The 13,486-nt window shown below is 71.8% G+C and carries 11 protein-coding genes and 1 pseudogene; 3 read left to right on the forward strand and 9 right to left on the reverse strand.

Going from position 1 to position 13,486, the window contains the following annotated elements:
- Positions 1 to 9 precede the first annotated feature (9 nt).
- From AN218_RS09480 to AN218_RS09490, 3 genes are all read right to left on the reverse strand, one after another.
- Positions 10 to 669 (reverse strand): SCO family protein, encoded by a 660-nt coding sequence (locus AN218_RS09480; RefSeq protein WP_070016322.1) that lies wholly within the window; start codon positions 667 to 669, stop codon positions 10 to 12.
- A 262-nt stretch (positions 670 to 931) separates the two neighbouring features.
- The gene (locus AN218_RS09485; protein ID WP_070016323.1) at positions 932 to 1,657 is read right to left on the reverse strand and encodes a YcnI family copper-binding membrane protein; all 726 of its coding nucleotides are present in this window, start codon (positions 1,655 to 1,657) and stop codon (positions 932 to 934) included.
- Between the two features lie 105 nt (positions 1,658 to 1,762).
- Complete coding sequence (locus tag AN218_RS09490) at positions 1,763 to 2,716, reverse strand: hypothetical protein (RefSeq protein WP_070016324.1); 954 nt, start codon at positions 2,714 to 2,716, stop codon at positions 1,763 to 1,765.
- Positions 2,717 to 2,969: 253 nt separating this feature from the next.
- Here AN218_RS09490 and AN218_RS09495 point away from each other — a divergent pair, with 253 nt between their 5' ends.
- Positions 2,970 to 3,464, forward strand: a complete 495-nt coding sequence (locus AN218_RS09495; protein WP_079131983.1) for an ATP-binding protein — start codon at positions 2,970 to 2,972, stop codon at positions 3,462 to 3,464.
- Between the two features lie 106 nt (positions 3,465 to 3,570).
- Here the strand turns inward: AN218_RS09495 and AN218_RS09500 are convergent, their stop codons facing one another.
- The 3 genes from AN218_RS09500 to AN218_RS09510 all read right to left on the reverse strand — a co-directional run bounded on the left by AN218_RS09500 (position 3,571) and on the right by AN218_RS09510 (position 7,859).
- A complete protein-coding gene (locus AN218_RS09500; protein ID WP_070016336.1) occupies positions 3,571 to 4,572 on the reverse strand; it encodes a PP2C family protein-serine/threonine phosphatase in 1,002 nt (333 codons plus the stop codon).
- A 228-nt stretch (positions 4,573 to 4,800) separates the two neighbouring features.
- Positions 4,801 to 6,279: an aminopeptidase P family protein gene (locus tag AN218_RS09505; protein ID WP_070016326.1), complete on the reverse strand. Its 1,479-nt coding sequence runs from the start codon at positions 6,277 to 6,279 to the stop codon at positions 4,801 to 4,803.
- An 86-nt stretch (positions 6,280 to 6,365) separates the two neighbouring features.
- Positions 6,366 to 7,859 carry a PP2C family protein-serine/threonine phosphatase gene (locus AN218_RS09510; RefSeq protein ID WP_244900379.1) on the reverse strand — a complete coding sequence of 498 codons (1,494 nt, stop codon included), beginning with the start codon at positions 7,857 to 7,859 and terminating at the stop codon, positions 6,366 to 6,368.
- A gap of 613 nt (positions 7,860 to 8,472) precedes the next feature.
- Here AN218_RS09510 and AN218_RS09515 point away from each other — a divergent pair.
- Positions 8,473 to 9,297: a bifunctional DNA primase/polymerase gene (locus AN218_RS09515; protein WP_070016328.1), complete on the forward strand. Its 825-nt coding sequence runs from the start codon at positions 8,473 to 8,475 to the stop codon at positions 9,295 to 9,297.
- A 649-nt stretch (positions 9,298 to 9,946) separates the two neighbouring features.
- Here AN218_RS09515 and AN218_RS09520 read toward each other — a convergent pair.
- The 3 genes from AN218_RS09520 to AN218_RS09530 form a co-directional block, all read right to left on the reverse strand.
- Entirely contained in the window at positions 9,947 to 10,918 is a 972-nt protein-coding gene (locus AN218_RS09520) for a DUF5926 family protein (RefSeq protein WP_070016329.1), read from the reverse strand.
- Between the two features lie 407 nt (positions 10,919 to 11,325).
- Positions 11,326 to 11,847 (reverse strand): ATP-binding protein, encoded by a 522-nt coding sequence (locus tag AN218_RS09525; protein WP_420855954.1) that lies wholly within the window; start codon positions 11,845 to 11,847, stop codon positions 11,326 to 11,328.
- A 244-nt stretch (positions 11,848 to 12,091) separates the two neighbouring features.
- Entirely contained in the window at positions 12,092 to 12,919 is an 828-nt protein-coding gene (locus AN218_RS09530; RefSeq protein ID WP_079131984.1) for a glycerophosphodiester phosphodiesterase, read from the reverse strand.
- Positions 12,920 to 13,122: 203 nt separating this feature from the next.
- Here AN218_RS09530 and AN218_RS37445 point away from each other — a divergent pair.
- Positions 13,123 to 13,486 (forward strand): annotated as a pseudogene (locus tag AN218_RS37445) (hypothetical protein); the annotation flags it as partial.

Raw genomic sequence — 13,486 nt, forward strand, 5'->3', positions numbered from 1 at the left:
TTCGGCGTGTCACGGGTTCTCCCCCTTGATGATCGCGGGGAGTTCCTTCTCCAGGATCTCCGGTGTGCTGTTGCCCTCGGTGTAGAGGACGTGCGCCTTGTCGTCCTTCGGCGAGAAGGCGAGAAGCTGCGCGCCGTGCGTCGAGACGACGTCACCGTTCTTCTTCTTGTACGAGGGCTCGATGCTGACGCCGACGGTGCGCGCCCCGGCCTGGATGGTGTCGAAGTCGCCGGTCAGCCCGATGAAGGACGGGTCCTGGCCGCGCAGCCAGCTCCCCAGCTCCTTCGGGTCGTCGCGCTTGGGATCGGAGGTGACGAAGACGACCTTCAGCTTCTTCCGCAGCTTCTCGGGGAGCTTGTGCCGTGCCACGGCGACGTTGCTCATCGTCAGCGGGCAGATGTCCGGGCAGTGGGTGTAGCCGAAGTACAGCAGCACCGGCTTGCCCTTGGTCTCCTCGATGAGGTCGTACTTCTCGCCGTGAGTGTCGGTGAGGGTCAGATCCGGTTTGCCGAAGGGCTGGTCGAGGACCGCGCCGCCCTTCTTCTGCGGTTCGACGGAGGCGACGGCGCGGTCGTCGTCGCCGGTCTTGCCGCCGTCCGTGCCGCAGCCGGCGAGGGCGAGGGAGGCGGCCGCCGCGAGGGCGGCGCTGAAAGTCGTGGTCTTACGCATAGTGCACGTGGCCTTCTGGGCTTTCTGCTGCGGGGCAGCGTCGACTCGTGCGGCGGCCGCCTGGCTGCGGGCGCCGCGGTGCGGAGTGTTCGGAGTGTGCTGAGGTGAGCGGGCTGAGTGTGCGGAGGGGAGAGCGGGCCGGGCCCACGGTGTGTGTGCGGGCCGGGGTGCGCGTGCCGCCGTTCGTTCGCGCGCGGTACGCGCACCCCGTCCGGATCCGGAGACCCGGACCCCGGACCCGGACTCCGGACCCGACGTCCGGTCAGGAGCTGCGGCGCCGTCCCGCGAGCACACCGAAGGCGACTCCGGCGACGCCCGCGACGATGCCGACGACGCCGAGCACACGCGCGGTGGTGTCCGTACCGCCGCCGTCCTCCCCGGCGGCCTCCGCCGAGGCGCCCTTCTGCGCCGACGCCTTCTCCGAACCGGAGGCGCCGTCGGCGTCACCGGCCGCGGCCTGTGTCAGCTTCAGCACCGGAGCCGGGTTCTCCGGTTCCGGCTCGCCCTTCTTCGGCTCCTCGATCCAGCGCACGACCTGGTCGTCGTCATAGGTCTGCAGCGCCTTGAAGACGAGCTGGTCGGTGCCCTCGGGCAACTCGCCCATGGAGACGGGGAACTGCTGGAACTCGCCCTTCTTCACCTCGCCGCCCGTCCATGTGATCTTGGTGACGGCCTCGGTGATCTTCTCGCCGTGCGCCTCTATCGGCTTGTCCAGCTTGGACTTGGTGACCTTGACGTCCCAGCCCGGCACCGGCTGCGGCATCACCGAGGCGAGCGGATGGTCCGCGGGGAGGTTGACTTCGAGCTTGGTCGTCGAGGCGTCGTCCCGCTCGTTCGGCACCTTGAAGTTGACGACGGCGTAGTCGCCCGGAGCCGCGCTCTCGGGGTCGACGCTCACATGCGCGAGGGCCGGCCCCGCGCACAGCAGTACGGACGTGGCAGCGAGGGCGCCGACGGTGGTGACACGGCGCCGTGTACGGGTCTGCATGGTGATTCGCTCCTGATGGCAGGACGGAACGCATGGCGGACGTGGTGCATATGACGGGGTGCGCGGCGAGGCGCACGCCGTCGTTCCGTCCGTGGGCGCCGTGCGTCAGGCCGCGAGTGCGAAGCTCTCGTGCTGTGCGCCGCGCGGCGGACCGCGCCGGCAGACCGAGTGGTGGAGCAGCACGGAACACGCGGTCCCGTGCGTGGGCGTATCGAGCGGACGGGCCCGCGCCGGCGCCTCCGGCAGCGGACGGCCGCCGCGCAGCGCCCGCAGGTACGCCGCCAACGCGCCCAGCACGGCCCGTACATGACGGACGGCCGTGCGCGCCGAGCGTGCCGAGAGCCGTACGAGCCGCCAGAGCGCGGCCTCGCCGCGGTGCAGGAACCAGCCGAGGAGCAGCGCGGCGAGCACATGGGCCAGAAGCATCGGGCCGTCGAAGAGGCTGAGGGCGGCGTGGGCCGCCGAACGCAGGCACTCCAGCGGGGTGCCCGCACCGGCCAGCGCGCTGCCGGCCGCTTCGTGCCCGGCATGCCCCGCGTGCCCGAGATGTTCCATGTGCCGGGTGTGGCCCGTGTGTCCGGCGTGGTGGGCCATGCCGCCGTGGGCCGCGTGCTCGATGTGTCCCGCATGACCCGCAGGCCCGGCCGCCCCGGTGCCGAGCCCCGCGTCCGAGACAACCTGACGTGCGCGGGCGGCGCTGATGCGTCCCGCGGAGTCCTCCTCGCACAGCAGCCGTGCCGCGAGCTCCCGCAACTGAGCGCCGTGCGCGCCCGCGTGCGCCGACGGCGTGGAGACCGCACCGCCCGCCGGGCGTTCACAGGCGAAGAGGGTGTGCAGTGCGATCTGGCCGGCGGCGAGCAGCGCGGCGATCCCCGGAAGCGAACGCTCCCGTCCCGCGAGCGGCGCCGCGACCGCGAAGACGACGGCGAAGCCGGCCCCCAGCGACCACAGCGGCATGGGCTGACCACCCGTGAGGGCGTGACCGGCGCCGGACAACGTCACGCAGACCGCGGTGAACACCGCGGCCCGCACGAGTCTGAGATCCGCCCCGGCAGTCATGGCGGCGTCATCATCTCACCGCCGCCGCACCCGCGACCCGCAGGGGTCGAGATGCCCGGAATCCTGTGCGGTCGCCGGGTGTGTGCCGTCCCGTACCCGCCCGCGACGGCGGTCCCGCGGCGCCGCGCTCCGCCGATAGGACGGGATGCGGGGACGCGGGTGCGTACCGTCGGCACAACCGGCAATACGTATGCCCATGGCCGGGGCGGCCCCGTGGGGCCGACCGTCGAGCCCCGGCCTGTGGAGGTTGGGCATGAGCATGTGGTGGTGTCTCCAGTTGAGGCGCGAACCTGCCAGCGTGCCGCTCGCCCGGCGGCTGCTTCTCGATGCCATGGGCAGCGCGGGGGTGGACACCGAGATCTCGTACGAACTCTCGCTCGCTCTCTCCGAGGCGTGCGCGAACGCCGTCGAGCACGGCCGCGGCGAGCGGTCCGACGCCTACTGCGTGACCGCGTACCTCGACGGCGACCAGTGCCGCATCGAGGTCGCCGACTCCGGGCCGGGATTCCGCACGGGGGCCCTGCCGCCGAACCTGCACCCGACGCTGCCCGTGGACGCCGAGAGCGGACGGGGCCTGTTCCTGATCGAGTCGCTCGCCGACCATGTGCGCGTACGGAACAAGCCCGGCCACGGCGGCGCCGTCGTCACCTTCGACAAGACCCTGAAGTGGCAGCACCGGGACGGCGACGGCGCGGGCGGCGGATCGGCCGCGCAGAGCGGGGGCAGCCCGCTGCTGGCGGCGGGCTGAGCGGGGCCGGGCGTCCACTGGCGTTGCGGGCCTGTCGCACCGTCAACTGCCGTGCGCGCGGCGGCCGTACGGCCTCCCGGCGGCCCGGGTCCGCGACGCCGCGGCGTCACTCGTCCCGGTAGCGCAGCAGCAGCATCGCCGCGTCGTCGTGCGGCGGCGTGCCTATGTGCTCGGCGAGATCGAGCCGTACGCCGGCCAGCGCCGCGTCCGGATCGGGGTCCTTGAACAGATCGCCGCGCTCCTCCAGCGGATAGAAGCGGTTCGCGGGGTCGCGGGCCTCGCTCACGCCGTCGGTGTAGAAGAGCAGTTGGTCGCCCGGTACGAACGGCACCCGGTGCGGCTGCGGAGCCGGACCGTCCTCCAGGTCCAGGCCCAGCGGCAGCGCACGGTCCGGCGGCTCGGCGTAGTGGACCGAGCCGTCGGGGCGGATCAGCAAGGGCGCCGGATGACCGAAGTTGAGGAGGGTGGCGCCGTCCCGCTCGCGTACCTCGGCGAGCACGGCCGTCACGAACTTCTCACCGAGCAGATGCCGGGCGAGTGCCCGCTCCAGGCGCTGGCCGACGGCCATCAGATCGCCTTCGTCGTACGCGGCCTCGCGGAAGGCGCCGACGACCACGGCCGCCGTCTCGACGGCTTCGAGGCCCTTGCCCTGTACGTCCCCGACGATGAGCCGCACACCGGTCGGCGCGGTCACCATTTCGTACAGGTCGCCGCCGATACGGGCCTCCGCCATCGCCGAGGTGTAGGAGACCGCGGCGCGCAACTGCCCCGCGTTGCGCGGGACCGGGCGCAGCAGCACGCGCTGCGCGGTCTCCGCGATCGAACGCACGCTGGCCAGCTCCGCCTCGCGCCGCTTGCGCATCGACGTCGCGGCGACACCGGCGACGGCGACGCCCGCGACGGAGATCAGCGTGGTGTAGCCACGGCGGTCGTCCACCTGGGAGTTGAAGATGCTCAGCATCAGCGACAGCCCCAGCGCGAGGGCGCCGATCACCACGCTGCGGCGTACGTTGCCGATGAGCCCGGCGAACGCGGGCCCCAGCGCCATCATCGGCAGGAACCCGATCGAGGGCCCGGCGACGACGTCGACCAGCACGACGATGCCCATGGCGATGAAGGGGAGCGCTGCCAGCAGGCGGGGCCGGAACCGAAGCGTGACCACCCGGGGCTCTCTTCCTCGACAGAGACGGATGCCGGACACATGCAAGGTTAGGCATGTAAGCCCGATTCCGGAGCCGCTGTGTGACGAACCATGTGCGGAATCAGTTGTGCCGGTTGTGCGCCCGGGGACCGGCGCCGCGGTGCGGCGACCGGTGACCCCAGGTCCGCGCGGTGATCAGCCCGTCAGCCGCGCCATCCACTCCTCCACGTCCGAACTGCTGCGCGGCAGACCGGAGGAGAGGTTCCGGTTGCCGTCGGCGGTGACGAGGACGTCGTCCTCGATCCGTACGCCGATGCCCCGGTACTCCTCGGGCACGGTCAGATCGTCCGGCTGGAAGTAGAGCCCCGGCTCGACGGTCAGGCACATTCCGGGCTCCAGCGTGCCCTCGGCGTAGCTCTCGCGCCGCGCGGTGGCGCAGTCGTGCACGTCGAGGCCGAGCATGTGGCCCGTGCCGTGCAGCGTCCAGCGCCGTTGCAGGCCCAGCTCCAGCACACGTTCCACGGGCCCTTCGAGCAGGCCCCACTCCACGAGCTTCGTGGCGAGGACGCGCTGCGCGGCGAGGTGGAAGTCGAGGTACTTCGCACCGGGCTTGACGGCGGCGATGCCCGCCTCCTGCGCCTCGTGCACGGCGTCGTAGATCTTCCGCTGGAGCGGAGTGAACGTGCCGCCGACCGGCAGGGTGCGGGTGACGTCGGCGGTGTAGAGGCTGTGCGTCTCCACGCCCGCGTCCAGCAGCAGCAGTTCGCCGGAGCGTACGTCGCCGTCGTTGCGCACCCAGTGCAGCGTGGTGGCGTGCGGGCCCGCGGCGGCGATCGTGCCGTAACCGACGTCGTTGCCCTCGACGCGCGCCCGCAGGAAGAACGTCCCCTCGATGTAACGCTCGGACGTGGCCTGCGCCTTGTCCAGCACGCGTACGACGTCCTCGAAGCCGCGCACCGTCGACGCGCACGCCTTCTCCAGCTCGCCGATCTCGAACTCGTCCTTCACCAGGCGCATTTCGGAGAGGAAGACCTGAAGGGCGCTGTCGCCCTCGGCGGTGACCTTGTCCGCGAGCGCCTGCTCGACCCCCGCGTCGTGGCCGCGCACCACCCGCACCGGCCCGGTGGCCGCGCGCAGCGTGCCGGCGACCTCGCGGACGTCCGCGCACTGGATGCCGTAGAGCTGCTGCGCCTCGGCGAGGCTGTGCCGCCGCCCGACCCACAGCTCGCCCTGGCCGTCGAGCCAGAACTCGCCGTTCTCCCGGTTCGACCGGGGCAGCAGATACAGCGTGGACTGGTGGCCGCCGCCCGCCGGGTCCGGCTCCATGACGAGGACGCCGTCCTCGCTCTGGTCGCCGGTGAGGTAGGCGTACTCGACGGAGGCGCGGAAGGCGTACTCGGTGTCGTTGGAGCGGGTCTTGAGGGTGCCCGCGGGGATCACCAGCCGCTCACCGGGGAAGCGCGCGGAGAGACGGGCGCGCCGCTCGGCCGTGTGCCCCGCCTGCGGTACGGGCTCCAGGCCGCGCAGCTCGGTGTCGGCCCAGCCGGTCCTCATGTTCTCGGCGAGCTCGTCGGAGACGGCCGGGTAGAGGCCGTTCTTCCGCTGCTTGATCGGCTGCTCGTCAGCGGATTCCGCCACGTCTGCCTCCAGTTTCCGGTGTCGACCGCTCTCCATCGTATGGGGGCCGCCAAAGGTGCGGAAGCTGGTTTCCTGGGGGCCACGGGCCCGCTCACCGGGGCCTGGCGGAGCGGCGGCCCCGCTCAGAACCGGGCGGCGAGCAGTACGACGTCCTCGGCGGTGCTCCCCGGATGCCCGTGCTGCTCCTGCCGCACCGGCCGCCCGGAGCCCTGGACGCCGCCGCTCGGCAGGGCCGTGCGCAGCACATGGTCGAGGAGGGCCTCGGGCTCGGCCCGTACGGCGGCCGGGGCGCACTCGGCGGCGGCGTGCAGCCGCGCGAAGGCCCGGTCCATCTCCTCACCGGTGCGGTGCAGCAGCCCGTCGCTGTAGAGAAGCAGCGTTTCTCCTTGCTGCAGCGTCAGTTCGACGCTCGGCGCCTCCCAGCACGCCAGCATGCCCAGCGGCGCCGACAGCGTCGTCTCGACGTACTCGGTGCGGTGCTCCCCGACGATCAGCGGCGGGCAGTGCCCGGCACCGGCGAGCAGTACGCGGCGTGCGGACGGTTCGGCGTACGCGAAGAGCGCCGTCGCCGAACGCGCCGGCTCGGTCAGCCGCAGCAGCAGCTCCAGATCGGAGAGGACGGCGACCGGATCCTCGCCCTCCATCACCGCGTACGCGCGCAGTGAGGCGCGCAGCCGCCCCATCGCCGCGACCGTGCCCGGACCGCTGCCGGTGACGCCGCCGACGGAGAGCCCCAACGCGCCCTCGGGCAGCGGCAGTGCGTCGTACCAGTCGCCTCCGCCGCCCGGCCCCGTCAGATGCCGTACGGCCATGGCGACGCCCGGCACCCGCGGCAGCCTGCTGGGCAGCAGCCCCTCGCGCAGGGCGCTCAATTCCGCGCGGGTACGGGCGAGTTCGAGATGGCGGGCGATCTGCTCGCTGGCGCAGCGCAGATAGAGGCCGAGCAGATGGCGCTGCCGGGCCGTCGGCTCGGCGGGCTCGTCGTAGAGCCAGACGGCGGCGCCGATACGGGGGGCGTCGGCGGTCGCGATGCGCGTCGCGTAGCTGGCGGCGTAGCCGAGGCGGGCGGCGACCTCGCGGTGGCGGGGGTCGAGGGTGTCGTCGGTGGCGATGTCGGGGTGGGTGATCTCGGGGTAGCCCCGGTCCTCACCGCGACCCGGGCCCAGGCCGCTCTCCTCGTCGGCGGCCTCGCGCAGCCGTACGCCGTCGGTCGGTTCGGGCACGGACGGCAGCCCGTCGAGGATCCGTGCGTACGAGGACGAACTGCGCGGAACGGTCTCCAGTTCGCCGATGTCGGCACGTCCGAGCCCGAGCCCGATGGTGCGCTCCGGGCTTTCGCCGTCCGGCGGTTCGAGTGCGACGAGGCCGCGCTGCGCGCCGACGAGGGTGGCGCCCGCGCGCAGCGTCTCGCGGAGCGCGTCGTCGAGGGTGGGGGTGCCGGAGAGACGTTCGGCCAGTTCCTGAAGCGTCGTCAGATCGGTGACCCAGCTCGCCAGGCGGTCGTGGACGGCGGCGAGCTGCTCAGCGGACGCGTCGGAAGAGGGAGGCGCAGTCTGCTGCGGAGGGGAGATCACGGGTTTGAATCCGGCCACTTTCGACCGTTGCGGGGCACTCATGGGAGCGTTCTCCCGCCGTGCCGCCTCTCTCTGCATTGCATCGCAAACCCCCATGTCACGCTGCTCCGCTGGCAATGCACAAGATGTACACGTAGCGGTAACGGGATGTCCAGCATTGTCCTTGCACTACGCATGGTGTCCACGTGCCGCTGTTGACTTCAGGGGGGCGGGCCGCGGTTGCAGAAGGTTGGCGTAAAATCGTCTGCCAGAGACGGCATTTGCTGTCGACTGGACCAGCCCCGCACATCTGCACGCTTCCACGATCCCAAGGAAGCGCAGGCCGGAGCATCGGCATAGCTGTCGCGGGTACGGAACCCGGTGAGGGAAGAGCGCGTCATACAAGGCAGTGGCCTCCCCTTTCCGGTTCGGCGGACACGCACAGCCAGCACGGCCAGCACAGGCGCAATACCAAGCGTTATCGAGGGCACCAGCACCAGGTGGCGGCACGGCGCACGAGCGCAGGGCCCGTCCGCACACCGCAGTGTTCCACGCACGGGTTCCGGTACGACCGAGTTCTTCTTACGTGCAGTGAGTGGTAAGTGACCTGTTGTGATGGGCTGAACGATCTCTGTCGGGACGATCTGTCGGCGTTCACGGAAAGGAACGAGCGCACATGCGCGAGATCCTCGGAAGGCGACGCATGAACCGGTCCTCGCCGCTCAACGCGGCGTTGCACTGTGCCACCCGCTGGGGGTGGCCCGTACTGCCCGGAGCGACCCTCGTCCCTCCCCTGTCCGTCTCCTCGCTCTCGGGTTCTCCCTCGTCCGGCGGCGCGCAAAACTCCAAACGGCCGCTCTCCGCTGTCTGCTCGTGTCCGGACGCCGACTGTGCGGTGCCCGGCGCGCACCCCTTCGACCCCGTGCTGCTCGCCGCCACGACGGATCCGCGCATGATCACCTGGTGGTGGACCAACCGGCCCTCCGCGCCGCTGATTCTGGCCACCGGGGGGCGCGCGCCGTCCGCGCTGAGCCTCCCCGCGATCGCGGGCGCCCGTGCGCTCGCCGAGTTCGACCGGCGCGGGGAGCGCCTCGGTCCGGTCGTCGCGACGCCCACCCGCTGCACGCTCCTCGTCGAGCCGTACGACCTCGCGGAGCTGGGCGAGCGCCTCTACGCCCATGACTGGGTGCCGAGTTCGCTCCGCTTCCACGGCGAGGGCGGCTATGTCGCGCTGCCGCCGTCCCACACCGGGGCGGGACGTGTGCGGTGGGAGCGCGGGCCCGTCGCCGCGGACGGTTCGGACGGTGCGGAGGGGACCGGCGCGAACAGGCCGCGCCGGCGGGGCCTGTTCGGCCGGCGTGACGAGGGCGCGCGCGGTGCGCGGCGCGGCGCGGGCCTCACGGATGGCGTCCCGTTCCTGCCCCGCATGGAGAGCGTCCTCGACGTCCTCGTGGCCGCGAGCGCCACGGCGCCCGACTCCGGTACGAGCCTGACGTATTGAGCGCGAGGCGGTCGGCGCCCGCCTCGGCCGCATCACTCGTACGGGTATGAACTGCCGGGCCCCGTACGGGACATGGGCGCTCCGCCGCGGCTGAGGGGCGGCGGCGCCCCGAGACATTCACAGCACCTTCGCGGAACGGTTCCCTCCGGCGGCGCCCGGTCCCGCCGTCCCGAGCACCCCCGAGCACCCCTGAGCACGCTCGTCAACAGCGCTGTGCCCGCTGCCGTGTTGCCCGTCGCCGGTGCCCTGTCGGTTTCCGGTGGAACGGGACGGGTGAGACCGCCCCGCGAGAAGACCCGTACGGGCAGCGAGAGCTGTGCGGAGACGGCCTGCGGACGGTACCGAGGGGCACAGGCGGGGCGCGGCCCTCTGCCGCGCTCAGACGCCAACTGTGCTGCCCCGGCGGTGAGTTGAGGGAGCGGCGTGCTCGTCGCTCCGGACCCGGACAGCAAAGAACCCGGTCGCTGGCGACGGGGGATGCACCAGCGACCGGGCTTCTAGAAAGGTAACAAGAGATCTGCCGTTAGCAAATTCGATCGCGCAGATCCGGACGTCGATTTACCTGCCGGTATGCGCATTCAACGGCCGGATGTGACCGGTGTCACGGCACACTTTCTCCCTGCCTCCCTCACGGAACGGTTTATTCCGATCAACTCAGAGTGATCTGCCGGTTCATGAGGCCGCTGCGCGCGCGCCGTTCGTCCGCGGTGAGCGCCGTCGTCGAGGCGAGCGCCTCCGTGAGCCGCTCGTGGAAGCCGGCGGCCGGCTTCTCGCAGTCCTCCGAGGTCATGCCGCTCGGCAGATCCCATACGGGAACCACCAGACCGTGCGCCCTGAACGAACCGACGAGCCGGGTCTCCTCGCCGAGCGAGGAGGTGCCCGCGGAGTGCAGCCGCGCGAGAGCGTCCAGAAGCTTCTCCTCCGGATGCGTCATGACCCAGCGCAGATGATTCTTCTCGGGGGTCTCGCACCAGTACGCGCCCTCGCCCACGGACAGCCGTGCCGTGGGAATCGCGGCTGAATTGGCACGCTCCAGCGACGCGGCGACCTCACCCGTCGCACTGTCGCTCCCGTCCCCCAGCCAGAACTCGAACCCGCTGTGCACCTCCGGCGTGAAGGACGCCTCCGGGTCGAGCAGGTCCTGTAGCCGCGGACCGTCGGGATCCGGACGCCCCGCGTCCACGGGCGAACCGGGCTCCGCCTCCAGCGCACGCTGGAGGGTGTCCGCGAGGTCCCGGCTGATGTCACCCGAAGCGGTGTCGTTCTGCAGCCCCAGCAGCACTTCGCCGTTGTCGCGCCGCAGCGCGGGCCACGCCATCGGCAGCACCGTGGCGAGCGTGACGGAGGGAACGCCCTCGGGCAGGCCGTCCTTGAGCGTCAGTCGGGCCGTCGCGGCGGGGACGAGTTCGCGCAGCGCGACCCAGTCCGGTTCGCCCGCCAGTCCCTCGAAGGGGCGCCGCACCAACTCCGTGACGGCGTGCGAAGCGGCCCGTCCGTGGCACGCCTTGTAGCGGCGTCCGGAACCGCAGGGGCAGGGCTCTCGTGCGCCGACGACGGGGATCTCCCCGTCGACGTGCTGCGGTGCTGTCGCCTTGGTCTGGGGGCGGCGCTTCTTGGCCATGGCGTGCGGTTCTCCAGGTCTGCTGTCGAGGTCTGCTGTCGGGGGTCTGGCGTTGTGGCGTGCCGCCGTCGTGGCGTGCTGCCGTTCCGGCGGGCGGAGGCCGGCTCGACGGTCCGCTCCCGCGGGCCCGTTCGGCGGTCCGGCGGGTACGGGAGGCGTCGTCGCGCGTCGTGTGCCCGGATCGCCGTACCGGGGGACGGCCCGTCGCCGTCCGCGATCCGAACGACCGACCCTAGCCGCTGAGTCCCGGCACGTACGGCGTTCCGCGTGTCGTCCGTACGTACGCGGAAACACCGGGGCGCCGCGGTCCGGGACCGGCGCGCGCCGGCGTACGCACGCCGCCCCGCGGACGTACGTACCCTCGGCCCGACTCCCGCCCGTACGGAGCGAGTTGAGCGTGCCGTGCCTCAGCAGGCCTCGTCGGCCGCCGCCATGTCGAAGGCGAGGCCGTCCGTGAGTCCCGGTCCGGCGCTGGTGTTCTCCGCCAGTACGACCCAAACGGTCACGCCACGTACCGGTTCACAGCCGGACGCCCGTATTCCGCCGGTGATCGCGGGATGCTCCTCGCGTACGCCCCAATCGCGGGCGAGCGCACCGATGATGTTCAGACCACGGCCGCCGCGGGCGCTGACCGACGGAGTCGCCGGAAGGGGCCGTGTGGGACCCCCGCCGTCCGTCACGGAAATGGTCAACTCGCCGTCGCGGTCGCGATTCCAGCTCGCGCGTACGGATTCGTCCTGGCTCAGCGGGCGTGCGTGCCGGCACGCGTTGCTGAGCAGTTCGGAAAGGATCAGAACGGCGTCGTCGACGACCGATTCCGCAGCCCCTCCCGCCAGCAGGTCGGCGCGCATCCTGCGCCGTGCGGCCCCCACTCCGGCGGGACCGTGAGGTACGGCCATCGTCGACGAAGCAGGCACGTTCTGTGCCATAACCAACGCCACCCCCGAGACCTCCTTTGCCCCACGCCAATTCGATGGATGCCCCGGGAACGTCTGGCGGAAACCGGCCACGCGGGAGCGCTTGACGCATTCCATGGCATCGAATACAGAGTGAATGCATCGATGCACCCCAGGTAAGAGCCATGTAAACGGGGTGAATTGGGGCGCGCGCGAGGGCCGCGCGCGGGCGCGTCATGTGTCGCACGTAACACGGAGACGACAATTCCGCGTCGTCTCAGCCGAGTTGGGCGAGCACTTCCTGTGGCCTGTTCGTGATCACGGCGTCCACGCCGAGTTGCACGCACATCTCGACGTCCTCCGGCTCGTTCACCGTCCACACGTGCACCTCGTTGCCCAGCCGATGCGCGCGCTCCACGTACTCGGGGCGCGCCCGCAGGATGCGCAGACTCGGCCCGGCGATCGAGACGCCGGGCGGCAGGCGCCCGTCGCGGTGGCGCGGCAGCAGCAGTTGCATCAGATAGACGGTCGGGATGTGCGGCGCCGCCGCCCGTACGCGGTGCAGGGAGCGCGCCGAGAAGCTCATGACGCGTACATCGGGCACCGACTCCCGGTATTTCTCCAGGAGTTGGAGCAGCCGCTCCTCCACCTGCCCCGCCCAGCGCGAGGGGTGCTTGGTCTCGACGGCCAGCCCGACGGGGCGGGGAGCCTCGGCGACCAGGCGCAGCAGCCGGTCGAGGGTGAGCACGGAGGTACGGTCGCCGGCCTCCTGGTCGGGTGACTCGTACGGGTCCTCGTCGGGGCCCTCCCGCTTCCACGAGCCGAAGTCGAGGGCGGCCAGGTCCGCGAGTTCAAGCGCGGAGACCGCGCCGCGGCCGTTGGAGGTGCGGTTGACCCTGCGGTCGTGTACGCACACGAGGTGGCCGTCCGCCGTGAGCCGTACGTCGCACTCCAGGGCGTCCGCTCCGTCCTCTATCGCCTTCCGGTAGGCGGCCAGGGTGTGTTCGGGCGCGGCCTCGGAGGCGCCGCGGTGCGCGACGACGGAGACGGGACGGGAGGGGCGTGCGGGAGAGACGTGCGACCCGGGGCCGATGTGATTGCTCACCGGGTTATCGTGCCATCGGGGCGAGGACGACCGCCGGGGGGCCTGCTGCGGGGCGCGCGCGTATGCCCGCCGTAAAGGACGGGATTCCGGGCTCGGGCGGCGTCTTACGTCCGTCTGACGCACGATGGGAAAGGCTGTGCACGGAATGCCGGAGTGCTGAACCTCCCGGCTTGCGACGGCGTGTAGCTGATGAGGAGATACCTGTGAGCACCGAGAACGAGGGCGCTGCCGCTTCGCCTGCGGCGGGGCCCGCCTCCACGCCCCCCGCGGTGCAGGACAGGGAGGCGAACGAAGCTGCTGCCGGCGCCTCCGAGCCCGAAGCCGCCGACCGTCAGGGGCAGAGCATGAGCAAGTCCGAACCCACTTCGCCTGCACCGTCCGCACCTCCCGCTCCGTCCGCACCGCCCGCGTCCTCGGGGCAGCAGCCGGAGCACCACACCGCTCCACTTCCCCCCGTCGCCGGCTTCGGCGATCCGGGCGCCCCGGGCAGCGGCCAGGGCTCCGGCGGACCCGGCGGTCCGGGCGGCCCCGGTCAGGGGGGCCAGCCACCGCAGGGCGGCGCCTGGG

Origin of the sequence: Streptomyces nanshensis (assembly GCF_001751255.1) — a bacterium.
GTDB lineage: Bacteria > Actinomycetota > Actinomycetes > Streptomycetales > Streptomycetaceae > Streptomyces > Streptomyces nanshensis_A.